General features: G+C 41.3%; 18 protein-coding genes. 10 read left to right on the top strand and 8 right to left on the bottom strand.

What is annotated here, in order from left to right:
• Positions 1 to 24: 24 nt before the first annotated feature.
• Both Q0L00_RS02210 and Q0L00_RS02215 read right to left on the bottom strand, forming a co-directional pair.
• The gene (locus tag Q0L00_RS02210; protein ID WP_297335230.1) at positions 25 to 1,647 is read right to left on the bottom strand and encodes a Gfo/Idh/MocA family oxidoreductase; all 1,623 of its coding nucleotides are present in this window, start codon (positions 1,645 to 1,647) and stop codon (positions 25 to 27) included.
• A 3-nt stretch (positions 1,648 to 1,650) separates the two neighbouring features.
• Complete coding sequence (locus tag Q0L00_RS02215) at positions 1,651 to 2,139, bottom strand: DoxX family protein (RefSeq protein WP_297335231.1); 489 nt, start codon at positions 2,137 to 2,139, stop codon at positions 1,651 to 1,653.
• A gap of 221 nt (positions 2,140 to 2,360) precedes the next feature.
• Here Q0L00_RS02215 and Q0L00_RS02220 point away from each other — a divergent pair, with 221 nt between their 5' ends.
• Positions 2,361 to 2,750 (top strand): hypothetical protein, encoded by a 390-nt coding sequence (locus Q0L00_RS02220; RefSeq protein WP_297335232.1) that lies wholly within the window; start codon positions 2,361 to 2,363, stop codon positions 2,748 to 2,750.
• 6 nt (positions 2,751 to 2,756) lie between these two features.
• Here the strand turns inward: Q0L00_RS02220 and Q0L00_RS02225 are convergent, their stop codons facing one another.
• The 3 genes from Q0L00_RS02225 to Q0L00_RS02235 form a co-directional block, all read right to left on the bottom strand.
• Entirely contained in the window at positions 2,757 to 3,449 is a 693-nt protein-coding gene (locus Q0L00_RS02225; protein WP_297335233.1) for a DUF5995 family protein, read from the bottom strand.
• A gap of 123 nt (positions 3,450 to 3,572) precedes the next feature.
• Positions 3,573 to 3,770: a helix-turn-helix transcriptional regulator gene (locus Q0L00_RS02230; RefSeq protein WP_297335234.1), complete on the bottom strand. Its 198-nt coding sequence runs from the start codon at positions 3,768 to 3,770 to the stop codon at positions 3,573 to 3,575.
• Complete coding sequence (locus Q0L00_RS02235; RefSeq protein ID WP_297335235.1) at positions 3,767 to 4,168, bottom strand: hypothetical protein; 402 nt, start codon at positions 4,166 to 4,168, stop codon at positions 3,767 to 3,769. The genes Q0L00_RS02230 and Q0L00_RS02235 overlap by 4 nt, the downstream gene beginning before the upstream one ends.
• Positions 4,169 to 4,714: 546 nt before the next feature.
• Between Q0L00_RS02235 and Q0L00_RS02240 the strand changes: the two genes are divergently transcribed.
• Positions 4,715 to 4,945, top strand: coding sequence for a hypothetical protein (locus Q0L00_RS02240; RefSeq protein WP_297335236.1), 231 nt, complete (start codon positions 4,715 to 4,717; stop codon positions 4,943 to 4,945).
• A 144-nt stretch (positions 4,946 to 5,089) separates the two neighbouring features.
• Here Q0L00_RS02240 and Q0L00_RS02245 read toward each other — a convergent pair whose 3' ends face one another.
• The gene (locus tag Q0L00_RS02245) at positions 5,090 to 5,932 is read right to left on the bottom strand and encodes an OmpA family protein (RefSeq protein ID WP_297335237.1); all 843 of its coding nucleotides are present in this window, start codon (positions 5,930 to 5,932) and stop codon (positions 5,090 to 5,092) included.
• Between the two features lie 277 nt (positions 5,933 to 6,209).
• Here Q0L00_RS02245 and Q0L00_RS02250 point away from each other — a divergent pair, with 277 nt between their 5' ends.
• A complete protein-coding gene (locus Q0L00_RS02250; protein WP_297335238.1) occupies positions 6,210 to 7,352 on the top strand; it encodes a DUF4221 family protein in 1,143 nt (380 codons plus the stop codon).
• Here Q0L00_RS02250 and Q0L00_RS02255 read toward each other — a convergent pair whose 3' ends face one another.
• Both Q0L00_RS02255 and Q0L00_RS02260 read right to left on the bottom strand, forming a co-directional pair.
• The gene (locus Q0L00_RS02255; protein WP_297335239.1) at positions 7,353 to 8,705 is read right to left on the bottom strand and encodes an ATP-binding protein; all 1,353 of its coding nucleotides are present in this window, start codon (positions 8,703 to 8,705) and stop codon (positions 7,353 to 7,355) included.
• A complete protein-coding gene (locus Q0L00_RS02260; protein WP_297335240.1) occupies positions 8,695 to 10,083 on the bottom strand; it encodes a sigma-54 dependent transcriptional regulator in 1,389 nt (462 codons plus the stop codon). Before Q0L00_RS02260 ends, Q0L00_RS02255 begins: the two co-directional genes overlap by 11 nt.
• A 316-nt stretch (positions 10,084 to 10,399) precedes the next feature.
• Here Q0L00_RS02260 and Q0L00_RS02265 point away from each other — a divergent pair, with 316 nt between their 5' ends.
• The 7 genes from Q0L00_RS02265 to Q0L00_RS02295 all read left to right on the top strand — a co-directional run bounded on the left by Q0L00_RS02265 (position 10,400) and on the right by Q0L00_RS02295 (position 25,345).
• Positions 10,400 to 11,650, top strand: a complete 1,251-nt coding sequence (locus Q0L00_RS02265; RefSeq protein WP_297335241.1) for an HlyD family efflux transporter periplasmic adaptor subunit — start codon at positions 10,400 to 10,402, stop codon at positions 11,648 to 11,650.
• 297 nt (positions 11,651 to 11,947) lie between these two features.
• Positions 11,948 to 12,646, top strand: coding sequence for an ABC transporter ATP-binding protein (locus tag Q0L00_RS02270; protein WP_297335242.1), 699 nt, complete (start codon positions 11,948 to 11,950; stop codon positions 12,644 to 12,646).
• Between the two features lie 114 nt (positions 12,647 to 12,760).
• A complete protein-coding gene (locus Q0L00_RS02275; RefSeq protein ID WP_297335243.1) occupies positions 12,761 to 15,121 on the top strand; it encodes an ABC transporter permease in 2,361 nt (786 codons plus the stop codon).
• 54 nt (positions 15,122 to 15,175) lie between these two features.
• A complete protein-coding gene (locus Q0L00_RS02280; RefSeq protein WP_297335244.1) occupies positions 15,176 to 17,545 on the top strand; it encodes an ABC transporter permease in 2,370 nt (789 codons plus the stop codon).
• A gap of 168 nt (positions 17,546 to 17,713) precedes the next feature.
• On the top strand, positions 17,714 to 20,140 hold the full coding sequence (locus Q0L00_RS02285; protein WP_297335245.1) for an ABC transporter permease: 2,427 nt from the start codon (positions 17,714 to 17,716) through the stop codon (positions 20,138 to 20,140).
• 242 nt (positions 20,141 to 20,382) lie between these two features.
• A complete protein-coding gene (locus Q0L00_RS02290; RefSeq protein ID WP_297335246.1) occupies positions 20,383 to 22,797 on the top strand; it encodes an ABC transporter permease in 2,415 nt (804 codons plus the stop codon).
• A gap of 181 nt (positions 22,798 to 22,978) precedes the next feature.
• Positions 22,979 to 25,345, top strand: a complete 2,367-nt coding sequence (locus tag Q0L00_RS02295) for an FtsX-like permease family protein (protein ID WP_297335247.1) — start codon at positions 22,979 to 22,981, stop codon at positions 25,343 to 25,345.
• The last annotated feature ends 11 nt before the right edge of the window (positions 25,346 to 25,356 follow it).

Below are 25,356 nucleotides of genomic sequence, written 5' to 3' on the forward strand. Positions count from 1 at the left end.
AGAAAGACCTGGGTAAATTGGGGATTATACAACTACGGAGTTATCCAACAAAATCGCATCAAGGTCCTCTCCAGGAAGTGCCATGATTTGCTCGGTGCTCGGGTTCCATTCGATTTTTCGACCTGTTTTGTAAGAAAGCCCTGCCATGTGTGCTGTGATGGCTTCTTCGAAACCCTCTGCGATTCCGCAACTGGGAGCTCCTCCATTTCGGATACAACTCAACCATTCCCGCAGGTGAAGAAAAGTGGAATCCACTCGCTTTCCATCCCGATAGGTCCAGAGCAACCCTTTGTTGGCGAAATATTTAGCAGTGGCCGAGGTAACAGCATCCACTCCATTCGCACTGGGATCGTATTGGTAGATAGGAACTGATGGGTCGATTTTTCCTTCGGTGATCATTTCTTTGTATTGAGAGGAGCGTGGATCTGCATAAATGGTGAGTGTATTGCCTAGCTCCATGCTTGCATCGTGGCCCATTAATACCGTCCCTCGGTCAAATTGATTTCCCAAAGTGGCACTGTAAACCAAACTCATTCCTTTTTCTTTTCCGTTTTCCTGGCTGGATCCTGTGCTGAAATCAGGGAAATCCATATTGACTTGCATGACATCTGGTACATTTCTACCATCTCTATGGGTATAGACTCCACCGGAAGCGGTGACATATTTTGGGATTCCCATGTTTAGCACACAATTGATCCGGTCGTAATCATGGGTGAGTAAATCCCCTGATAAACCAGAACCGTAGGCCCACCACTTTCTCCATCTAAAGAAATGCTCTGGGTTGAACTCCACCAAGGGAGCATTTCCTAAAAAGGCATTCCAGTCGATAGTTTCCGGAGAGGCATCCGGGTGAATTGGATATTGCCATGCGCCATTGTCGTCGTTTCGGTTCGTATTAGTGACCACTAGGGACACATGTCCAAGGGTATTTTTCGCAATTGCATCTTGAGCGGTAAGGAAGCTTAGGGTTTGTCTATGCTGATGACCAACCGCAAAGACAGATTTTGGATTTCGCCGTACAGCATCACGAAGGGTATAAGTTTCTGCTATGCTATGCGTCATCGGTTTTTCGACATAGGCATGAACTCCAGCTTCGATCGCAGCAATGGACATCGGCGCATGCCAATGGTCTGGTGTAGCGATGATGATGGCATCCACCTGGCCACTGTTGATTAGGTCTTGGTAAGTTTTATATCGGGTACAGGAATTTCCATTTCGATTGAATGCTTGGACCGCTTTTTCTGCACGAACATCAAAAATGTCGCAGATGGCGGTCAGTTTTACATTAAGGTTCTCCTGAGCTTGAAAATCAGCCAAACGGGTATCATTTGGATCTTTTTCGCTAGCCTTGGCCATTTCCTCCATCCATTCCGGGGTAGCAAATCCCAAGGCCCGCATCAGTTGCTCCCCTCTAATCCCAAATCCAATTAAACCCACTCGAAGCGGCTCCCCACTCATCGGTCCAGAGGGAGGAGGAGGGCTGGCTTTGATGTTGAGTTTTTCGAGCAAATAGTGCTTTTCCAGTTGAGTTTGATTGACCGTGTTTAGTCCAGCGGCCCAAACTGTCCCAAGGATAGGGAGACCTGCTAGGCTTTTGAGTACATCCCTTCGGGAAAATCCGGAGAATAGTCTTTTGTCAGTTGCCATGATTTAGAGGGGTTGAGTGGGTACGGTTGATTTCACAAAGAGTCTTTCCAAACCGAAAATTTTGGAAGTTGGAAATAGAAAGACGATCAGAAGCGCAGCCGCTTCAATTAGATTTTTATTAATTATCCAATAGCTTCCTTCGGTGATTCCTTGCGGATAGTTTGGAAAAGGAGGGTGAGCAAAGTAATAGAGTAAGAGTAAACCGATGCCCACCATACTGGCAAAGCGAGTTTTGAATCCGAGAATCAATGCTATTCCAACCCAAAGAAGTGCGGTGATATTTAGCGTATCGACTATGAAAATCATGGATTCACTGGCAAGCCAAGTAAAGAAGGATTCTAGGTAGGTGGCACTGAGTAAGTAGCCTTTGGAAGTCCAAGATGGACTGTGAAATTTGATGACGCCTTCATAAAGAAAATGCCATCCTACAAACAGACGCAGTAATACTAAGGCGACCGTTTGGGCGGTGGAAAGTGGAGTAGATGGGGACATGATTTTCTTTTGTTTGATTAATGCTACGATGATAGCTCCTTTTCCAAAAGAAAAATATGATGAAAATCACTCGCTTAGCTGATGTTAAGGTAGGCTTGTTTTCTTGAAATTGAGTTTGATACTTGAACTCTGAATTTTTTTTTGTGGAAAGGATTTGAATCAAAAACTAAATCGCTAACCTGACGTAGTTTAAGTTAATTCACTTTCCTAGGAACCTATTGATGCTAAAAATTCTGCCCTTTGTTTTGTCTTTACTGATTTCTGCGGTTCATTTTTCTCAGGCCCAATCGGTGGATGGGGTTGCCTTGGCTGATATCGAGTCCACTTATATTGAACTTACCGGAAGGGGTAAAATCTTTACACGTGATATTCGAATCGAGGTGGATTTTGGCCAAGATAGGTCGAAAGGAAGAATCAGCGATTCCCAACTTATTGATGAGCAGGGAAATGTGATTCTCTTTCACTCCATGATCGATGCGCTTAACTTTTTTGATGCGCTTGGCTATGAGTATATTGATAGAGGAGATATTGTGGAAGATCAGCCTATTACGTATTTATTGAGAAAAAAAAAGAAAGAATTTGATCTGGCAAATAGTCCGGCTAGGGAGTAGGGCAATTCAGAAAATCCGTAATAATTTTTCCCCTCGCTCAAAGACTTCCGCTTCTTGTTTAAGGATGATTTCTTTGCGTTTTTCTGGAGATTTGGCCTCAAGTAGGAGTTCGGAAACTTCCCAAACATCGGTACGCCAAGAACTGATCAGTCTTGATAGAATCCATTCATCGATCGGCCCAAGAATGTTATCAATAATAGCTAAGGAAGGTGAAATAGGTTTGATGATAGTTTCCTGAACCTCATCGATGGAAGCAGAAATAATCTGATTGACCAGTTGGTGATCCTCTTTTCTGAGTATTTTTTTCGGCCTATCGCAGTTGGGCCATTCGGTTTCTAGGCAATCATAAAGCGCCAAGGGAAGATCATAATTAATGTGTGCATTGATTCCTAACAGAAGGTTTTGAAGCACATGGGTTTCAGGGTTTTTGGTAGCGTCATGGGCTTGCTTCCATACTTGGGGAACCTCAGGATGCTCCGCCTGATAAAGGTCTAGGGCATCAAAGTAATATTCGGAAAAACGAACCAATAAATTACTGACCCATTGGGGATCTTTAAAATGTTTTGTGCCGATAGCCGAATACATATTCTGGCTCATCAGGGTATAGCATTGTAGAAAAATATGTCTTCGATCACCAATAGTTTCCCATTGGATAGATTCCTGCGTCATCCGATGAAGTAGGCTGGTGATGGAATTCATATGGTTAAACTAGAGCTTAGACTTCAATAATGGAGGGTACTGGTTTCGTTTGAACTAGAGATAGGCTAAACTAGCAAATTTTTTAAAAGAATATCCTTCCAGAATTAAACTATAGGAATATTCTCACTCCGGTTGATAAAGGAAAAGTTGCTCGATGGGGAGTTTGAAAAGTTGGGACATTTTGAAAGCTGTGGTCAAACTGGGATCGAATTTTTCTTTCTCAATGGCATTGATGGATTGCCGGGAAACCCCTAGGATTTCTGCCAATTCCTCTTGAGTCAATTTACGCTCTACTCGAAGTTCTCTGATACGGTTTTTCATTGAAATCGTTTGAGATTGATAATCGTGCTAATCAAGTAGGTAATGCCGATAAACATCACCAAAAAAGAGATTTCTGCATCTCCCGAAATAAGATTAGTGGTATCCAAAAGGGAATAGGTCAAACCTATGACAACACTGAGCCCTAAAGTAAGTGCCATCGCTTCGAGATGGATTTTTCGTTCAAACTCGTCAAAGTGGTTGAACAAATCTCGATTGGCTGAAATCATCAGAATTCCATTGATCAGATTGACGGTGATGGCAAATGTGGTCAGGAAAATGTGATCATCCCAGATAAACTTTGGTCCGAAGGTAGCCATTGCCAAAGTTGCTACCCAAGTCCAAGTCCAGACGGCTAGTCTAATGATTCTTTTTTTACGTTCCAGCTTCATAGTTTTCATCCTGATTTTGTAAGGTTTACTTTACAAATGTAAATAAGATTTTACAAAAGTCAAGTTTTATTTACTTTTTTTTTACAAGTAAATGATATAGAGTTCAAATGAAAAACTAGTTTCCCTTGCGAAAAAAGATATTGAAAATTGATCAAGTTTAATGAGTTAAAAATGAATTGATTGAATCAAGTTTGCCCGCAATTTCAGTCTTCTGTCTTGTATCAAAATTTATATGGGTTGGGAGAGGGGTAGGTTTTTATCTAGTGGTTTTTAGGTATTTGATCTTTGAAGCGTACCTAAACCTAGTTTGATCAAACATCTCTTTTCTTGAGGGCCTCAATACATAGTAAGGCTAAAACAGGATTTATACCTAAAATTAATAGTTAATTAAACCTGTTCTTGTAGCAAATCAAGAAGGATTGAATGATCAATTATGGTGTGGGGTTTATTCCTTAATTTTTTATCTGGTTTAATTATAAATTACTGTTTTTCTTATTCTTATAAAAACATTTGTCCATCTCTAAGCCGTTAATATTTCGTAACCAAAATAATAAAATGATGGAAAAAGTTTGTTCAAATTGTAATTATTGGCAGCCAGAAGCACCTGTAGTTGCCCAGAAGGAAAATTATGGAGAATGTAATAAACTGAGTCATTTGGAATCAAAAATGGATCCGGACTACATTATTCCAGTACTTAATAATGGAAAGCCCGTAGGTCCTGACACCAAATCGATTGAGTTTATCACTGGATCAAATTTTGGATGTAATCAGTTTGCCAGTGCTTAAATTGACATACTAACTACTAGCGTAAATTTGCCTGTCGGAATTTTTATTCGGCAGGTTTATTTTTTTCTAAATCAAAAAAAGCAGGCTTCAAGGAAAGCCTGCTTTTACTATAGTTGTGGTAGTCAAATTTTTTGAAACAGAGGATTACATCATCGCAAAAAACATATCCAAATCAGGGATCAACACAATGCGGGTTCTTCGATTTCGAGCCATATTTTCAGGGGTGTCATTGTCTACGAGTGGCATGTAGCTGGCACGACCTGCGGCAATCATTTTTTCCGGGGCTACTTGGTATTTTTCCTGAAGTTCCCGAACAATGGAAGTTGCTCTTTTGACCGATAAGTCCCAGTTATCCTGGACCACCGCGTTGGAGATGGATCGTGGATCAGTGTGTCCTTCAATCATCACTTGCAAGCTGGGTTCGGAATTGATTACTTCTGCTAGTTTTTCTAAGAGAGGACTCGCTTTTTGGTTAATTCGGTAGCTTGCAGTGTTAAAGAGCAACTTGTCAGAAACCGAGATCATCACTACGGTGTTTTCGATGCTGATATCGATATCATCTTCCTCATCACTTTCCGATGCAATGGACTGCTTGATATTGTGCTCTATTGCGAGATTGACCGAGTCTTCCATTGTTTTGGCTTCGGCCAAAAGTTCCGGATCTACGTTTTGAAGGGTTTGATCAAGTTTGGCTCTTTGATTTTTGGAAATCGGAACTGTTCCGTCAAAGCTCAGCATGGAATTATTGCTTTCTTCCAGCTGAGTGTTGGTGTCCCTTAAGCTATTGATACGGGCATTGTATTCTGCTACTCTACGCTCGATAGCGGCCATTTTTTCTTCCAGCTCAGCTTTTTCTTGATTGGTCTCTGCCAGTTCGGACTGAGTTTTAAATAGGTTGCCTTCCAGTTCGGTGTACTTTTTTTTCGATACACAGGAAAAGGTTAGCGTGGCACCCACTAGAGTTACTAGGACTATTGATTTTTTCATAGTAGTAAAAGTTTTGTTGGTTTGACTTGGATTTTGCAAATCTGTTGCCAAACTCAGGAAAGTAATGGCTTCATCTATTAAAATGCGGTTTTTCGATCAATTTGGGCCTGTTTTAAATTTAAAATCAAATCCAAAGAGCTTAATCTAAGCTAATATTTAAAACAAGAGTAAGGGGGATTCGGGTGTATTTTAGCTAGATATTTTGTCAAAAAACTTGTTTTTTTATAGAATTAGTTTCTATTTGGATAGTAGTAATTTTAATGATCAAATGATGAAAATGCGTTTTTTAATTCCCTGTTTAATTTTTCTTGCCTCCTGTAGTGTTGAAGATAAACAATCTGAAGGACCCTCTGATCAAATTTCGGTGACCCTAGATACCGTTTTGGTAGATTCCGGCGATGAATTTCTATTTCTTCAAGACAACCTATTCATGTCAGAACTCTCTTCAGACGAAAGTTATTTGATTAATTTTAATCGAAGTGAGGTGGATGCTGAACGGATTGACTTAAATAATTTGGTTTTGGATCGGGTCATCCCACTAGAAAAAGAAGGTCCCAATGGAATTCCTCCCTATATTTCTTCATTTTTGATCACTCCGGAAGAAAATATCTTCATATGGAATTATCAGTTTTACAAAATTTTTGATCAACAGGGCCAATTAATTGAAAATCTGGAATTGGAGAAGCTGGTCCCTGAGTTTTTGGGAGGGTCTGAAGTATACCCTTCCAGGTTTTATTTAGATCCTAAAAGTCCTGACCGTTTGGTTGGCCACTTCATCAAATGGGAAGATAAAAGCTACTTTATTTTGGATATTGATCTAAAGACAGGGTTATATACTAAAATAGACCTTCCTCTACTCGAAAAAACCCAAATCTATAATACAAATATTATGTATGATGGGAATTGGATGGGTAGTTATGGAACTGGAATTTACCCAAACTCCAATTCAGAAAAAATTATTTTGGCTACTAATGTGTTGAATGAAGTCCAGGTTTTTGACCTGTCTTCGGATAGTTTGTATACCAAAGGCTGGGATACCCCTCTTTTGGGTAGTAAGCGCACTTATCTTCCTCCTAAGGAAGTGGATGGTGAATCTGGTGAAATAGAAGAGATTCGAAAATTAGCCGAGCAAGATATTAGCTACGGTAGTTTGATTTGGGATAAAGAAGATAAGCAGTTTTACCGCTTTTCTTCCCAGAGTTACTTTGGAGAAGAAAAGGATGAATATGGGAGTTATATCCCTACTCGATCGGATGTGTTTCTTAGTGTTTTTGATGAGAATTTAGAGCTCATCGCTGAGGCTTTGATCCCGGAATTAACCCAAAAACCCAAGCGTCATTTTGTCAAGGACGGTAAAATCTGGATGTATGAAAATAGGGATGATGAGTTGGCTTTTGTTCGGATGGAAGTCAATTTTTGATCACCTAAAATTTAAACTAAATACCGTTCGTCTTCCCGGGTCAGATTCGACAGTTAAGCTACCGCGATGCAAATTCATGATTTGGCGGGAAATCGCAAGTCCGATTCCTGATCCTGTTTTTTTGGTGGTATAAAAAGGAACAAAAATCCGCTCCAAAGCCTCAGGAACGATTCCAGGTCCATTGTCTTCGATTTGAATCATACTTCCCAGATCTCCTTGACCGATAGCTCGGATTTTAATTTGCCGGTCGGCTTGATTGGTCAGGGATTCGGAAGAGTTTTTCATCAGATTAATCAGGATCATCGTAATCTGATCAGGATCACAGCCAATTTCCAGATTTTCGGGGTTGATTTCTTTGTGTAAATAAATTTCTTTTGATTTCAAATCTTCCCGGATCAGATTACAAACATTTTCAATCAGACTTTGGACTAAAACCATTTCCTTTTTAGGTTGAGGTATATTGGTATAATCACGATAGGCATTGACAAACCTGACTAGTCCTTTGCTACGATTGGCAATCGTGTCCAGACCTTCCTGTATATCCTGAAAACCTTCCTTTTTAATTAGAAAACCCTCCTGTTGAACATAGCTATCTTCATCCAAAATAGTACGCAGGCTTTCCACTAGGCTGGAAATCGGAGTGATTGAATTCATGATTTCATGGCGGAGAACTTTGGTCAGATTTTGCCAAGCCTCCAGTTCATTGGATTGCAGTTCGGCATTGATATTTTGGAAGGAAAGGAGAGTCCAGCTTTGGCCTTCCATTTTCAGTGAGGTGCATTGAATAATCAGTGTGATTGAGGGGTTAACTTTAAAAGAAAGTCGCTGTCCGGGTTTCATTTCGACTACTTCTTTTAACAGAGAAGTAGAAAGCCTGCCCAAGTCGCTGATATTTCTGAATTGAGGGATTTGAAGTAAATGTTTGGCGGCATTGTTTATCACTCCGATTTTGCCTTCTGAGTTGAATGAAATAATCCCGGTATTAATATGCTGAATGATCACCTGAAGGAAAAGCATCTGCTCCTCTTTTTCGGCGCGAGTTTGCTTGAAAACCTCCATGACTTCATTGAATGCTTTGTTGACTTCTCGAAAAGAATTCCCCATTTTACTGTCTGAAGTGAAGGAGGAAGAAAAATCCGCAAAACGGATAGAATCCAGAAATCGAGCTAGTTTTTGGTTGATCGAATTGACAAAATAAACCATTTCTCCAGCCATCAATAAGACGATTACTCCCAAAATTAACGGTGCCAAAATCATGTCTTGGCTCAGGTAAATCCAAACCGCTAGAAAAAGCAATCCCGTAATGGCTAGAATTCGGAGTGTGATCCCAACGGAAAATTTCCTATAAACCATATTTTTCCAATCTACGATAAAGGGAAGATCTCGTTAAGCCTAATTCCTCTGCAGCTCGGGTGATGTGTCCATTGTGTTTTTGAAGCGCTTTTCGAATTAGAATTCGCTCCACATCCTCGATGTTAAGATGCTCAAGGCTGACATTTTCTTCGGTTTTTTCGGGCTGCCCCATTTTTTGGAGAAAAAGATCTTCCGGTTGTAGGACGTTATGATTGGACATGATGACAGCCCGCTCAATACTGTGTTGCAGTTCGCGTATATTTCCGGGCCAGTGGTACTTACTCATGCGTTTGACCAAGGGTTCGGATGCTTTTCGGATTTCTTTATTGTATTTTTTGGAATAGTAACTGATAAAATGATCGGCCAAAAGTGGAATATCTTCCACCCGATCTCGGAGCGGAGGTAAGGTGATTTCTATAGTATTGATCCGGTAAAGTAAATCTTGCCGGAAGGTATGATCATAAACCATGTTGTATATCGGCATATTGGTTGCAGAGATCAATCGGATATTGACATCTACCGCTCGGTTTGCCCCAACTCGAGTGATTTGACGGTTTTGAAGGGCAGCTAGAAGTTTGGCTTGGAGTGCCAAAGGTAGGTTGCCGATTTCGTCCAGAAAAAGAGTCCCCTTATGTGCTTGCTCAAATCTTCCTGCCCGGTCCTCTTTGGCATCGGTAAAGGATCCTTTTTTATGTCCGAAAAGTTCTGATTCAAATAATGTCGTAGTAATTGATCCCAAATCAACTCCAACAAAAGCTTCTCGGCTTCGTCGGGAGTTTCGGTGAATTGCCCGGGCGATTAGTTCTTTGCCTGTGCCATTTTCACCTAGAATTAATACATTGGCATCAGTAGAGGCCACTCGCTCAATGGTTTCAAATACTTTTTGCATCGCAGGACTTTGCCCGATGATGTCTTTGAATTTATCATCGATATCCTGGTGCAGGGTGGCTTTTTGATCTCTGAGAAGATTGACTTCAAGTTTTTTCTGTCTGAGCTGAAGAGCGGAATTTAAGGTGGCCAATAAGCGTTCATTCTCCCAAGGTTTCAAAACAAAATCGGTCGCCCCTTCTTTGATCGCTTTCACGGCAAGATTGACATCCCCATAAGCAGTGATAAGGACTACGACCGCAGAAGGGTCTAATTCTAAGATTCGATCCAACCAATAAAATCCTTCCTGTCCTGAACTTACATCTTTGGTGAAATTCATGTCGAGTAAAATCACATCGTAGTTTTCGTTATGCGTGAGTATAGGAAGCAAATCAGGATTGGTCTCCGTATCCACCTGGGCGAAATGCCGCTTAAGAAAAATCTTCGCTGCTTTGAGCAAGTCTTCATTGTCATCTACAATTAGGATTTTTCCCATTCGTTGCTCGTTCATGGACTGACAGGTTTAGTTTTTTGTTTTTTTTACTGCCTTGTGTTGTTCCAAAAGTTTGCCGAATTTTTGAAGCCTTTCTTTTTTTTAGAAAAGTGCCATTTTCGGACAAAAATGACGGATTTTGAACAGGCAATCCAAAGATAGGAACTGAACGGCTTATTTCAGTCCTGAGTCACTTTTGTTCGCTGACGGACGAAAATGTTCGAGAATTGCTTTTCTAAAATTCTCCAAATGGGGTATTGAGTGGTTTTTGAGCGAATTTTTGCTGGCACAGCCTTTGGCAATTCCTGACCAAGCCCAAAAGGGCGAATGCATCATGGATAGAAAAATCGAAAAGAAAACATGGACTCCCAAACGAATCGCCGCTGCACTCGGTGGTGCCATTTTGATTGGGGGAATAATTTACCAGTTGGGCTTTGCTGATCATCGTTCTACAATGAATGTAGATAAAGAACGATTGAGTATCGGTACCGTTCAGATGGGGGAGTTTACAGATTACATTTTGGTATCTGGACAGATCGAACCTGCTCGCACAGTTTACCTGGACGCCATTGAAGGGGGAGTGGTCAATCAAGTAATCCGTGAATCGGGAGCATTGGTGAACCGGGGAGATACGATTCTCATTTTGACCAATTCCAATCTTCAATTAGATGTCATGCAGCGTGAAACCATGCTTTACGAGCAGATAAACAACCTGCGTCAGACTCGTCTACTTTTGGATCAAAATGACCTCAATCAACAAGGACAATTGGCAGAAATTGATTATCAGATCAGCTTACTGGAGCCGCAGTATAAGCGATTTAAAGAACTCCACGAAAAAAAGTTGGTTTCCGATCGGGAATTTGAGGAGGTCAAAGAGCAGTATGATTACAATCTTAAACGAAGAAAGCTTACCTATGCCTCCTACCGCAATGATTCGATAGCCCGCTCAATTCAGCTCAACCAACTGCGAATGTCTGAAAATCGGATGCAAGCCTCCCTAACTGGAGTTGGCAATATTCTGGACAACTTGGTTATAACTGCACCCATAGCAGGTCAGTTGGCAACCCCCGAACAGCTGGAAATTGGACAGGCAATCAATCCGGGTCAGCGCTATGGTCAGATCGATGTGTTAGACGAATTCAAGGTGAGGGTACCCGTAGATGAACTTTATTTACCTAGAATTGGACCGGGTCTGAAAGGTAATTTTTCGCTTAGCGGTAGCGAGTACGAGCTTGAAATCACTAAAATCTATCCTACGATCAACAATGGTCGTTTTGAAGTGGACATGGAATTTACTGGTGAAAGGCCTGAAGGTATTCGGCGGGGACAAAGCGTTCGGATTCGTCTTCAGCTCGGACAAAGTGAACAAAGTTTACTGTTACCTACGGGTGGGTTTTTCAAGGATACGGGAGGAAATTGGGTATATGTCTTCAACACTTCTGGGAATGCCGAAAAGCGAAAGATCCGATTAGGCAGAAAAAATCCAGAATTCTATGAAGTCTTAGATGGTTTGGTTGAAGGGGAAAAAGTGATTATTAGTGGGTATGAGAACTTTGGGGAAAATGAAGTGCTGGAGATGAACTAGTGAGGTCTTTGTCGACCGATGGTGGATGAGCTTGAAGCCGAGATAGGATCCCTGAAGTCAATTGAATTGATAAAAATTAAGTGCTAAAAATTAACCGTTTAAAATCATGAGCTGCAAATTTGACAAGAACTATTAAACTGGGATTTGATTTGATGAATGCAACTATTTGAATAAAAAATAATAGGAACTACTGGCTTAAATAGAATTTCATACTTGAATAAATAAAGTTATACCTAATCGAAAAATTACGCAGGATCTTCTAGACCCCTTCGGTCTGAGATCATCAATTTCTACACTATGGAAAATGTCATCAAAACAGTAAATCTTCGGAAACTCTACACCACTGAAGAAGTTGAAACCACCGCCTTGGATGGGATTCAAATTGAAATCAAAAAAGGGGAGTTTGTTGCCATCATGGGACCTTCAGGTTGTGGGAAGTCCACTCTCCTCAATATTATTGGACTGCTGGACAATCCAGATGATGGTCAGTACTTCTTTTTGGATCAAGAAGTGGCCAACTATTCGGAGCGGCAGCGCTCCTCGCTGAGAAAAGGAAACATCGGGTTTGTCTTTCAAAGCTTTAACCTGATTGATGAACTCACGGTATTCGAGAACGTGGAATTGCCTTTACTTTATCTCAAAATACCATCTGAAGAACGAAAAAGGAGAGTAGAGGAGGTGCTGACACGGATGAATATCATGCATCGGCGCAATCATTTTCCTCAACAGCTTTCCGGTGGTCAGCAACAGCGAGTTGCGATTGCCCGAGCGATTGTGGCCAAACCTTCGGTTATTCTTGCCGATGAACCGACGGGTAATTTGGATTCCAAAAATGGGGAAGAAGTAATGCGGCTTTTGGAAGAATTGAATAATGAAGGAACTACCATCGTGATGGTTACCCACTCCCCACATGACGCTAACTATGCCCACCGAATCATCAATCTCTTCGACGGCAAGGTAGTGACTGAGAATATCCGAGAGCAGTTTCACGTGTAAAAGTGGTCAATTGCCGGTCATCGATGTTTGATGAATGGGGTTTACCTCCTTCATCGAACATCCTACACCAGTCTATTTTTTAGGCCGACTCCTAACTCCCTTAACCATCCCTCTATGTTCTCCCACTACCTTCTTCTTGCCCTTCGAAATTTTACCAAATTCAAGTCCATTTTTGCTATTAATCTTTTGGGGTTGACCTTGGGATTGACGACTGTGATTTTGATTTCACTTTGGGTCAAGGATGAACTAAGCATCAAGCGCCATCACGAGCATGCTGACAGAATATATTCTGTCATGACTAATCATGATAATTCGGGAGGTAAAGTAACCTGGAATCTCACTCCTGCAAAGATGCCTGAAGAGCTGAAGGCAGATTTTCCACAGGTCGAATTCGCCTCTGGGATTTCACCATTTATCAAAGGGATGTCCTTCCAACGAGAGAACGAGAAAATCGAAGCAGAAGGGTACTTTGTGGACCAGGATTTTTTGCAAATTTTCAGTCATGAGATGTTGTTGGGTAATCGTTCCAAAGCGCTTTCTGGTATCAATTCCATAGTATTGTCTGAGTCTATGGCCAATGCCCTCTTCGGCTCCGCACAACTTGCTATTGGAAAATCGCTGAAATGGCAAATTTTTGATTTTGGCAATGAGGTCGAAGTAACCGGGGTATATCAAGATTTTGGTCCCTTTGATGTTGAAAAGCCTCAGTTTTTGATGGCATATCCCTTTTTCTTAAAGATGCTTGGTGATGGGGTACATTGGGACAATTACAACACGTCCACCGTTTTATTACTTCGTGAAGGAACGGATATCGATTCATTTAATGCGCAAATAGCCCATTTCATAAAGGACCGAGCAGAGGGGTCTAATGTTACTCCTTTCCTGCAGCTATTTGCCGACACGTATTTGTACGGTAATTATGAAGATGGAGAAGTTGCCGGAGGACGCATCGATTACATCTGGCTTTTTTCCGGAATTGCATTGTTCATTCTTGTTATTGCCTGCATCAACTTTATGAACCTGTCTACGGCCAGATCTGTGGCTAGAGCCAAGGAAATCGGAGTAAAAAAGTCCATGGGCGCTTCCCGGATGGGGATTTTTGGGCAATTTATGGTGGAATCGTTGGTCTTGACATTTTTGGCTCTGATCAGTTCAGTTTTGGTAGTCTACCTCCTCTTGCCTTGGCTAGGTCAACTTACATTGAAGGAATTAAGCCTAGAACTTGACCTAGAAGTAATCCTGATTCTGATGGCCATTTGGGCGGTTACCAGTTTAATTGCTGGGGTCTACCCATCTCTTTATATATCCCGATTCAAGCCTGTTCAAATTTTAAAAAGCAACCTAAAAGGAAGTATAGGTGAGTTGCTAGCCAGAAAAGGATTGGTCGTTTTTCAATTTGGAATATCCATGTTGCTGATTGTTGGAGTAGTGGTAATTGGCAAGCAGATGAATTATATCCAAAATCAGAATCTCGGATATAATCAATCCCATCTAGTGAAAATCCCTTCAGAGTCTATCCCCAAATCTCAGATAACGACTCTTTTGGATCAAATCAAAGCCATTCCCGGAGTAGAGAACGCCTCCAGTTTAACCCATCCTTTGGTTGGATTGGCAAGCTCAACGATAGGCTTGAACTGGGAAGGAAAAAATCCAGATGAGCAGGTGAAGTTTGAAAATATCTCAGTGAATATGGGATTAATTGAGACGATGGGCTTTGAATTGATTTCGGGCAGGTCTTTTTCTGCTGAGTATGGGCAAGAACAGACTAAGTTGATTCTCAATGAGTCAGCAGTCAAAATCATTGGTTTTGAAGAGCCGATTGGTCAATTGGTTAACCTGTGGGGGGAGGATATGGAAATAGTCGGAGTGGTAAAGGATTTTCATTTTGAATCACTAAAAGAAACGGTAAAACCTGCCTTTATCAAGTATGATCCGGATTTCGCCCAAAACATCATGGTTCGAATTCAATCCGAAAATCAGGCAAAAACTCTCGCAGGGATTGCTAATGTCTTTCAGCATCTTCTTGGTCAAAAACCTTCCATTTCCTTTATGGATGAATCCTATCAAACGCTCTATGACCAAGAGCAGCGCGTGGCCTCGCTTGCGGAGTATTTTGGGGTTATGGCCATCTTTTTATCCTGCCTTGGGCTATTTGGCTTAGCTGCCTTCACTGCTGAAAATCGGAAAAAAGAAATTGGAGTACGAAAAGTTTTGGGAGCCTCCATCGGTGGGATTTTAAACCTGATCGCATTTGATTTTATCAAACTGGTTTCGTTGGCGATTCTGCTGGTACTTCCAATAGCCTGGTATCTTGCTCAATCCTGGTTGGAAACCTATGCTTTCCAAACCAACCTGAGCTGGTGGATTTTTGCCGGGTCAGGGCTGCTATTGGTGCTTGTGGCTTTGGTTACTGTAGGTTTTCAAGCATTTAAAGCAGCATCCGCAAATCCAGTTCATTCCCTTCGAAATGAGTAAAAAAGCTAGCTATACCAAAGGTTTATTAGAAACCAACCTTAACTATCCAACATTATGTTCGCTAATTATCTAAAAATCGCACTTAGAGGCTTTGCCAAACACAGACTGACTTTCTTTATTAACACTTTGGGACTTTCACTTGGTCTTTGGGCGGCCATTTTGATTGGCTTATGGATTAAGAGTGAATTTGAAAAGGGGAGAGGCCTTGCTGAGTCTGATCAAGTATTCCGGGTCATGGAACATCAATTCTACGGGGATCAAGTGTTTACTATTCCTTCCACTCCTGGGATTTTGGCTGAAGCCATGAAAGAAAACCTAACTGAAGTCGAGCATGCTGCAACCTATACCTGGAATGAAGAGCATTTATTTGTTCATCGGGAAAATAAAATCAAATTAACGGGTTTGTATGCTGGGCCGGATTATCTAAACATTTTTCAATTTCCTTTACTTGCCGGAAACCGTAATTCGGTACTCACAGATAAGTCCCATATCGTTTTAACCGAGTCTGCGGCGATTAAATTGTTTGGAACCTTAGATGCATTGGGGGAACAAGTGGAATTGGTTTCAAATGAGGGAAAAGAGCTATATCTGGTTGAAGGAATTTTGGCAGACCCAGGAGAAAAGGCGGAGACCAATTTTGAATACATTCTGCCCTATCAGGTAATTTTCGATAAGCCCTATAATGATTGGCTCAAGCACTGGGGAAACAATGGGCCGAGTACCATCCTAAAACTCCGGAAGGGAACGGACCCGGAAAAATTTTCAGCCTCGATCAAAAATTTCATCAAGGATCGAATGGAGGGGGTAAATACGGAATTATTCGTTTTTCCCCAAAGTGACATGTATCTCTACGGTTCATGGAAGGATGGGATTTTACAAGAAGGAAGAATCAAAACGGTCAAGCTTTTTGCCCTGATAGGCTTTTTTATTCTCCTTATTGCTTGCATTAATTTTATGAATCTCTCAACTGCCAAGTCTCAAAAAAGGGCTAAGGAAGTAGGGGTTAGAAAGGTTTCCGGAGCGGACCGGAAGTCATTGATTTATCAATTTTTGAGCGAATCCTTAATAATTACTTTGTTTTCAGGAGTTTTATCTTTACTTCTGGTACAGGCTACGTTACCGGTATTTAATCAGCTAACTGGGAAAACCCTGATGATTCCATTTTTCCAACTTGAATTTTGGCTTCAGCTTTTTGGAATCCTGTTATTCACCGGCTTGGTAGCTGGAAGCTATCCAGCATTTTATCTTTCGGCTACCAAGGTGGTTTCTGTATTTAAAAATCATTTGACAGGAAGCAAGCATGTAGTTTTCGCTAGAAAAGGATTGGTTTTGTTTCAATTTATTTTGGCCACGGGATTGATTCTTTCCACGGTGGTAATCTTTCAGCAGATCAACTATGCGCTCAATCAGGACTTGGGTTATGAAAAAGATCAGTTGATATCGGTATCCCTAGAAGGTCAATTACTTGAAAAGTATGAAATTTTCAAAAGTCGAATCGAATCTATTCCAGAGGTCGGCTCGATGTCGAGAGCTCTGCACAGCATGATGGGGAGAAACAATAATACAGGTGGAGTAGATTGGGAAGGAAAGGATCCAGACTTCAATGCGTTGTTTGAGCGATTTCGGGTAGATTATGATTTTTTGGAAACCATGGGAATGAAGCTGGTCAGCGGAGAAGATTTTTCAAGAGAAAAAGGTTCGGATTCAATTAGTGCAGTTATTTTAAACGAAAAGGCCTTTCAAATTATCACCCAAAATAATCCCGAAAACCGATCAGTGAATATCAACGGAGAGGAGCGGGAAGTAATAGGAGTAGTCAAGGATTTTCACTTCCAAAGTCTGCATGAAGCCATGGAGCCTGCATTTATTGTTCTTGAGCCTCAATATGCTGAAAATGCTTTTATCCGAGTGAAATCAGGCGATATGCAACAGACTTTGGCCTCCATACAACAAGTAGCCGAGGAACTAAACCCCTTGTTTCCATTTAGCTATCAGTTCATGGATGATAATTATGCACGAATGTACCAGGACGATGTTCGTCTTCGAGACTTGGCCCAATACTTTAGCCTGTTAACCATTTTGATTTCCTGCTTAGGATTATTGGGACTTTCGGCTCATGTGGCCGAGCAGAAAACCAAGGAAATTGGCATAAGAAAAGTTCTGGGAGCCTCTACCTGGTCGATTTTGACCGTGATCAATCGTGAGTTTATTTCCATTGTCGTCTTGTCGATAATCATCGGTTCTGCGCTCGCTTTTTGGCTTATGCAGGATTGGTTGAAGGGATATGCCTATCGGATTGAATTTGAGTGGTGGTTTATTCCTTTTGCTGCGGGCGTAATTCTCGGAATTGCTTTGCTGACGGTGGGCATTCAATCTTTTAGGGCTGCTCGCTCCAATCCCGTTCATGCAATCAAATCAGAATAGATTCAATGAATTTAATGATGTTGTCCGAATGCGACCAAAGTTAGCCCATAATGAACAGTTGATAGGAAACGAATCCACTTCAGAGGTGTGGAGAGGTAGGTTTTCGATCGGTATAAAACCTGTATAAAAACTCTTGATTCTGTAGAATTTGTAAATCAAAACGAGGCCATGCTAAAAAACTACTTCAAAATTGTCTTCAGAAATGCCAAGAAGCATCCCATGTATGTGTTAATCAATCTAATTGGATTGGCTATCGGGATGGCGGTGAGTATTGTGATTTTATTATACGTTCAGTTCGAATTGAGCTATGATCGTTTTCATCCGGATGCGGATCGGATTTTTAGGGTATCTCGGGCCTGGTATAATCCTGATGGAGATATCAGTCTTCACCTTGGGCATACCGCTCCGCCATTTGGGCCTTTGATCCAATCGGATTTTCCTGAAGAGGTAGAATACGCCGCCAGGCTATTCAATTTTGATCCCTTGATTAAGTCAGGAGGAAATGCCTTTGAAGAGGAGCGTTTCTTTTTTACAGATCCCGAGGCATTCGATGTGTTTGGCTGGGAAATCATCGAAGGGGAGGGTAAATCTGCTATGGATCAGGCCGATGGCTTGGTGATTACAGAGACTACAGCAAAACGCTATTTTGGAGAGGAGTCTCCTATTGGGAAGGAGCTATTGGCTGATTTAGCAGGTCAAGAAGTCACTTTTCAAGTAAGAGGAGTGATGAGAGATATTCCCGAAAACTCCCATTTTCATGTGGATTTTTTGGCTTCCATGGTTCCGGTGGTTCAATTTTATGGTGGATTGGAAGCTTTTATGTCTAATTATGGATCAAATAATTTTTCCACGTTTATCAAATTAAATCCGGGAGTAGACCATCAAGAATTTGAAGCCAAACTACCCGGATTGATTGACCGTCATATGGGGCCTAATCAGGCTGGGATTCCGGCTTCCAAGGGAACTCAATTGAAGCTTTGGCCCATTACTGATGTTCACCTATATTCAAATCTAGACTCTGAAATCGAACCCAATGGGAATATCGATTATGTTTATACCTACCTAGCGATAGCGTTTTTTATATTGTTGATTGCTTGTATCAATTTTATGAACCTGTCCACAGCACGCTCTTCCTTAAGATCTCTGGAGGTTGGGATTCGAAAAGTTATGGGAGCGGATCGAGGACTTTTAGTCCGGCAGTTTTTGGGTGAATCATTTGTGATGACCCTGCTTGCCATGGTTTTGGCTATTGTACTGACACTGTTGTTTTTACCCTTTTTCGGGGATTTTGTCGAAAGACCCCTTCGATTGGATTTGATTTCAAACCCTGAATACCTATTGGGTTTTATTGGAATAATAATTTTTGTCGGCCTGATTTCAGGGAGTTACCCGGCGTTGTTTTTATCAGGTTTTAGACCAGCCCGAGTCCTGAAGGGTGCGCTGAAAGCGGGTAAAGTCCACGAGCGCTTTCGATCATTTTTGGTAGTGGGTCAGTTTGCGATCTCGGTGATGCTTATTGTGGCGGTTTTGGTTGTGGTCCGGCAACTAGATTACATGCAGAATAAGGACTTGGGATTTGAAAAAGAAGATATTCTAGTCTTACCGAGCAACTCTCAAATCAACGAAAATTATCTCATTATTAAGGATCGACTTGAAAATCACCCGGGAATCCAATCAGTTTCGGTTTCGAGTAGAGTGCCCTCAGGGAGACTTTTGGATTCCCAAGGAGTCAGCGCAGAAGTCAATGACGAACTTTCACAAATTAACCTTAGGATTGCAGACATTCATGTGGGGCATAATTTTTTGGATACTTATGGAATCGACATCGTAGCCGGAAGGTCATTTGACTATCAGCTAGCCTCAGATTCCACGGAAGCTTTTGTACTGAATGAAACAGCCATTCGAGAGGTAGGCTGGTCAAGTCCGGAGGAAGCAATCGGCAAACAGTTTATTTACGGTAATCGAAGAGGCTTTGTCACAGGAGTGATGAAGGATTTTCATTTCGAAAGTCTCCATCAACCCATTGTGCCCATTGTGTTTATGATCTCCCAAGACAGAAATAACCAGATCAGTATCAAAATTGATGCAGCCCAACGAGATCAGGTTTTGGCCTATTTGCAAGGAGAATGGTCCCAATTCAGACCTGACTTTCCTTTTGAGCCACTTTTTGTGGATGAGGGATTCAATCGTCAATATGAATCTGAGTCCAGGGTGAGGACCATTTTCACGTTCTTTTCCGTGTTGGCAATTTTAATTTCCGTTTTGGGACTTTTGGGCTTGGTTACATTTGCTACCGAGCAAAGGACCCGAGAAATCGGCATCCGAAAGGTAATGGGAGCTGAGACGGCCAATATTTTGGTTTTGCTGGGAAAAGATTTTCTTAAACTGGTGGGTATCGGATTTTTGATTGCTATTCCCATTTCCTGGTTTGGGATGAATACCTGGTTGGAGGATTTTGCCTATCGAATCGGGATTCCTTGGACCGTATTCCTTTGGGCGGGACTGGTAGCCGGGTTGATTGCCACAATAACGGTAGCTTCTCAGACCCTCAAAGCCGCTTGGTCTAATCCGGTAAAAAGTATCAAAAGTGAATAGAATTAATAGGGAGTAAGGGCTTGAGATTGAGTCGAGTTTTATTTTTGGTTCAGGTTTTATATTTGACCGAAATCGATCGAAATTGTTCGAAAATCAGGAGACTTGATTTTTCAAGATGCCCCAAATTTAGAAATTGGGGCATTTTTGATTTGGCTTGATTTTGATTTAATCCAAAAGAAGAAATCATATTCAATTTAAGTCATATGTGGATTAATCATCTTAAAGCCGGCCTGAGAAATTTAATGAAAAACCGAGCCTATACCCTAATAAATTTCATCGGACTTTCGGTTGGGGTGGCCGTAGCTACTCTATTGTTTTTTTACATTCAATTTCAAGTCAGTTTTGATTCTTTTCACCCGGAGAAAAATTCACTTTACCGGGTTTTGAGAGTACAAAATGGAGATCAAGGAGAATTTCGATTTCCTTCCTTGCCTTTGGTTTTGGAATCGGTAATTGAGCAAAATCTTTCTGATCGTGTGGATTATACCCATTTTATTCCGAATAATTTTTTGGTCAAAAGGCCGAATGGAGATGGATTTAACCAGTCAACGACAATGGTGAGTACTGATTTTTTTGAAATGTTTGGGTTCAACATGCTCCAAGGAAGTTACCCCCAAACTAGGGAGCAGCGAAACGGAATCGTGGTTTCTGAATCAACAGCCATCCGCTTTTTTGGAACAGAAAATCCAATTGGTCAGGAACTTCAAATCCGCTTGACTGACGAATTGCTAAATTTTGAAGTCATCGGGCTCATTGAGGATGCGCCAGCCAATTCCAGTCTTAGCTATGAACTATTAATGCATGATTCCAATTTGGAATTGCTCTATCCGGAGCGAATGCGGACTCATTGGTACATGTCGTTTGGAGATGGGTTTGCCAAGCTGAAGGGAGGAATGAGTCCGATGGATTTTGAAACCGAAACCAAGGATTTTGTCCGTAGGACTTTTCAAGATCCCCAAGAGGCCGAGAATTATGGGTTTGCTCTTCAGGGGATCACTGACATGCATTTGAATGCGGAAATCCCAACGGGCATAGCTTCAGTCATTAATCCCCGGATTTTGTGGATTCTTGGGGGGATTTCAGTATTAATTATCCTGATCGCTTGTATCAATTTCACCACCATGGCAATTGGGAATTCTGCCAGTAGAGCCAAAGAAGTGGGCGTACGAAAAACAATGGGCGCAGGATCGAGACAGCTTTTTGAGCAGTTTATGTCCGAATCGATTATCCTGACTTCCAGCGCATTGATTTTGGGTTTGATTTTATCCCTGTTGTTTTTACCTGTTTTTAATTCTTTGATGCAGACCCAGTTGGAAATTAATTTTTCATTGGACCAATTCCTTATTATAGGTTTAACAGGAATTGTAATCGCTTTATTGGCGGGTTCCTATCCGGCCCTTTTCTTGGCTTCATTTAGACCTATTCAAGTATTAAAATCTACTGTTGGAATTAAGCTGGGGAAACAAAATTTGCGAATGACCATGCTGGGTTTTCAGTTTTTTATCTCCATGGTGTTGATCACCTGTACCTTAGTCATGGTGAAACAAATGAGAACAGTGGAAGAATATGATTTGGGTGCGGTGCGTTCTGATATTCTCCAAATCACAGTTCCTCCCCCTGCTGCACAGGGGTTGGGAGATGCCATCTCGAAGAGTTTTGAGTATGCACAGCCTTTCAAAAATGAACTTCGAAAACTTCCCGAGGTGACTGGGGTCACGGTGGCTACGGCGATGTATGGGGATAATTCCTGGTTTAGTGCTGGTTTTCGCGAAGATGAAAGTAAACCCGGAATTGATTTTCATCTAAATATTGTAGATGAAGATTTTGTAGAATTTTTTGGATTGAAAGTATTGGAAGGAAGGAATTTCTCTGCGATGACCCCTTCTGATTTGAACAGTGCATTCTTGATGAATGAACAGATGAAAAAGACGTTGGGCTGGGAAGATGTTTTCGGAAAAAGCTTGGTAAGTCTCAATGGGTTTGGGCAAAACAGCGCGATAGGCGTCGTAGAAGATTTTCATTACGAAAGTTTATATCAGCCTGTTGAGCCCGCTATTTTAGTGATGAAGCCGGAAAATTTCTTTAAGGGAATGCGAAATCTGACCATGGAAGATCAGATGACGGGGAAGATTTTTGTCAAGCTGAGCAGTCAGGATAAACAAGCCGTTGTGGCAACTTTAGCCGGAATTTGGAAAGAGCTTTATGGGTCAGACCCCTTTGATTACCAGTACGTAGAGGATCAGATCGCCCAAGAATATGTGCTTGCTAACAGTTTGAGTTCTTTGGTTTCAGTTGCCTCAGTGGTCGCATTAATCATCGCGGGAATGGGACTTTTTGCCATGGCTTCTTTAGCGATTTCGTCTAGGATGAAGGAAATTGGGATTCGTCGAGTGATGGGGGCAACGACCACAGAAATATCCCTACTGTTCAATAAACAGTTTATACGGATTACGCTGATCGGAGTAATCATTTCCATACCGTTCAGCTTTTATTTAATGAGCATCTGGTTGGAGGATTTTGCCGTCAAAACAACTATTGGAGCAGGAGTTTTCTTGGTCGCTTTAATCATAGGAGTAGCATTTTCTGTGGCAATTGTGAGTGTTGAAACTATCAAATCTACATGGGTAAATCCTACCAAACTATTGAGAAGCGAGTAGAAGAAAAGGGGAGAGAGGAAAGCCATCCTCTTTCAATGCAAGCGGACCATTGCTCGCTATCGCACAAAATTGATCGCTAATTCCCATCATCAATTCAAAAATATCCTTTTCTAAGCGATAAGTAGGTCTTAGAATTGGCACCAAAGTGGGAATTCAACTGAAACTATTTAATTCATGACTGATGTGGAAAAACTACGTTAAAATCGCCTGGAGAAATTTAATCAAGCAAAAAGGGGCAACTGCTATTTCTGTTTTTGGCTTGGCATGTGGGGTAGGTTGCTGTTTAGTGGCGTATCTTTTTATGGAGCAGATTTGGTTCAAAGGAATGCTTCAACCGAATAAAAATGAAATCCACCAACTGACCTACACTGTAGAGCAAGAAGAAGGAATAGTGCGGTATGGAACGGTGGCTGATCCCATCCTAGAAATGCTACCTGAGGAATTTCCTCAAATCAAAGCGCAAACACAGGTCAAAACTGGCTTTCCTATTTTGGTTCATCAGATGGAGAGTTTTCACCAGCGAGCAATGTTTGTGCATCCAGATTTTATGGACATGTTCAGCTATAAAATGGAATATGGCCACCCTTTTGCCTTGTCCCAGCCTGAGCAGGTAATTTTGACCAAAGACCTATCAGAAAAGCTATTTGGAGATACCAATCCTATGGATCAAGAAATTGCATTGGTTATCAACAATAAAGAAAAGCTTTACAAAGTTGGTGGGGTGACCGAAAAAATAGGAGATATGGAATTGTTTAATTTTGATCTTCTAGTCAACATCGAATCTACCAAAGACAAGGATAATCCAGCTTCACTAAAAGATACTTGGGACACAGAATCATGGACTTTTATCCATTTGGAAGAAGGAATAGACCCGGGTCAACTCCAAATCGGATTGGATGAGATAAAGCGTAGACAAAATGAAATCAATCCAGAAAGACCCTATCGTAGTTTGGATTTGGTCGCCTACACTGATTTGGTCAAGAGGTCTGAGGAAATTGAAAATGGAGTGGTGAGTTTTCTGGCTATTGGGCCTCAAATTCTTCTCTGGGTCATTGGATTGTTCGTTTTGATTTTGGCTGTATTTAACTACATAAATATTTCCATCCTAATGGCATCTCGTCGGCTTAAGGAAATCGGAGTCCGAAAAGTAATAGGAAGTCGAAGAGCGCAGTTGATTAGTCAGTTTTTGAGCGAAAATTTGTTGGTTTGCCTCTTTTCCATAGTTCTTGGATGCTTATTTGCGGCAATTATTATTTTGCCGGGCTTCAATCAGATTGCTGACAAAAGGCTGACACTAGACCTATTTAATGATCCTTACATTTGGCTATTCCTAGTAGGGTTGACCGTATTTATAACGTTGGCTTCTGGTTGGTATCCCGCGGCTTTTGTGTCTTCTTTTAAACCAGTGAGCCTGTTGAAAGAAAATCAACAATATGGTAGCAAAAGCTGGTTGACAAGCGTTTTGCTTACTTTTCAGTTTACACTGGCTATCATCAGTATGGTCGCGGGCATTGCATTTTTGCAAACCAATTATGTCAATGCAACTAGGGATTGGGGATATGACAATGAGGATAAAATCATAGTCAATGTTCCTGAAGCTAAGGAATACTTTAATTTCAAAGATAAGCTTCAGGCACTTGCAACCGTTGAACAAATCAGTGGCAGCCAAAATTATGTGGGTAATTGGCAACAGAAAAAGGAGCTGATTTTCAAGGATCAGACTTATTCCATTGACTATCTGCAGGCAGAAGGAAATTATCCAGAGATTTTAGGATTGAAGTTAAAGCAAGGTCGATTTTTAGATCCAGATCGGGTTTCTGATCAAGAACAAGCTATCCTAGTGAATGAAAAGTTTATCCAAAAGTTGGGACTTACTTTCCCGACTCAGGATTCCTTTGTTATCGATTCAGTCAATTATCAAATTGTTGGAGTGGTTGAGGATTTTCATTCCTTCGCCTTTGAGGCTCCGATTGGTCCCTTGGTGATTCAATCTGGAAGGGATAGCTTATTCAATTATCTTACCTTAAAAATGAGTCCAGGTACCGCAACGTCTTCCATGGATCAAGTCAAAGCGATATGGAGGCAATTCTTCCCCAGAAGTTTGTTTGAAGGGAAACTTCAAACAGAGGTTTTTGACCAGTCATTCAGGGATGTAAGGGGAGTTCAAAACGTCATTTTGTTTGGAGCCATTCTTTCTGTATTACTTTCTGCCATGGGGTTGTTTGGCCTGGTTTCCCTGAATATGAATTCCAGAATCAAGGATTATTGTGTGAGAAAAATTTTTGGGGCTTCCATTGAGCACTTATCTCAAAAGCTATTTAAGCGTTACCTGATCAGCTGGGTAATAGCTTCGGTTTGTGGAGGAAGTATAGCCTTTCTTGCAGTGAAAAATTTTCTAGATTCTTTCTTTGCCTATCATTCCGGAGTTGGTTTCATTCCCTTAGGGTCTGGATTTGGGGTTTTATTGGCTGTGATTGGCCTTACAGTCGGCTTACAGTTGTGGAAAGTATATAAAGCTAACCCTGCCCAGCTATTAAGAAATGATTAATGGAATACTTC

Source organism: Algoriphagus sp., from assembly GCF_024305035.1.
In the GTDB taxonomy this organism is placed as follows: Bacteria; Bacteroidota; Bacteroidia; order Cytophagales; family Cyclobacteriaceae; genus Algoriphagus.

Coding starts and splice junctions, on each gene's coding strand:
- Q0L00_RS02210 (WP_297335230.1), bottom strand. CDS start 1,647: ATGGCAACTGACAAAAGACTATTCTCCGGATTTTCCCGAAGGGATGTA.
- Q0L00_RS02215 (WP_297335231.1), bottom strand. CDS start 2,139: ATGTCCCCATCTACTCCACTTTCCACCGCCCAAACGGTCGCCTTAGTA.
- Q0L00_RS02220 (WP_297335232.1), top strand. CDS start 2,361: ATGCTAAAAATTCTGCCCTTTGTTTTGTCTTTACTGATTTCTGCGGTT.
- Q0L00_RS02225 (WP_297335233.1), bottom strand. CDS start 3,449: ATGAATTCCATCACCAGCCTACTTCATCGGATGACGCAGGAATCTATC.
- Q0L00_RS02230 (WP_297335234.1), bottom strand. CDS start 3,770: ATGAAAAACCGTATCAGAGAACTTCGAGTAGAGCGTAAATTGACTCAA.
- Q0L00_RS02235 (WP_297335235.1), bottom strand. CDS start 4,168: ATGAAAACTATGAAGCTGGAACGTAAAAAAAGAATCATTAGACTAGCC.
- Q0L00_RS02240 (WP_297335236.1), top strand. CDS start 4,715: ATGATGGAAAAAGTTTGTTCAAATTGTAATTATTGGCAGCCAGAAGCA.
- Q0L00_RS02245 (WP_297335237.1), bottom strand. CDS start 5,932: ATGAAAAAATCAATAGTCCTAGTAACTCTAGTGGGTGCCACGCTAACC.
- Q0L00_RS02250 (WP_297335238.1), top strand. CDS start 6,210: ATGCGTTTTTTAATTCCCTGTTTAATTTTTCTTGCCTCCTGTAGTGTT.
- Q0L00_RS02255 (WP_297335239.1), bottom strand. CDS start 8,705: ATGGTTTATAGGAAATTTTCCGTTGGGATCACACTCCGAATTCTAGCC.
- Q0L00_RS02260 (WP_297335240.1), bottom strand. CDS start 10,083: ATGAACGAGCAACGAATGGGAAAAATCCTAATTGTAGATGACAATGAA.
- Q0L00_RS02265 (WP_297335241.1), top strand. CDS start 10,400: ATGGATAGAAAAATCGAAAAGAAAACATGGACTCCCAAACGAATCGCC.
- Q0L00_RS02270 (WP_297335242.1), top strand. CDS start 11,948: ATGGAAAATGTCATCAAAACAGTAAATCTTCGGAAACTCTACACCACT.
- Q0L00_RS02275 (WP_297335243.1), top strand. CDS start 12,761: ATGTTCTCCCACTACCTTCTTCTTGCCCTTCGAAATTTTACCAAATTC.
- Q0L00_RS02280 (WP_297335244.1), top strand. CDS start 15,176: ATGTTCGCTAATTATCTAAAAATCGCACTTAGAGGCTTTGCCAAACAC.
- Q0L00_RS02285 (WP_297335245.1), top strand. CDS start 17,714: ATGCTAAAAAACTACTTCAAAATTGTCTTCAGAAATGCCAAGAAGCAT.
- Q0L00_RS02290 (WP_297335246.1), top strand. CDS start 20,383: ATGAAAAACCGAGCCTATACCCTAATAAATTTCATCGGACTTTCGGTT.
- Q0L00_RS02295 (WP_297335247.1), top strand. CDS start 22,979: ATGTGGAAAAACTACGTTAAAATCGCCTGGAGAAATTTAATCAAGCAA.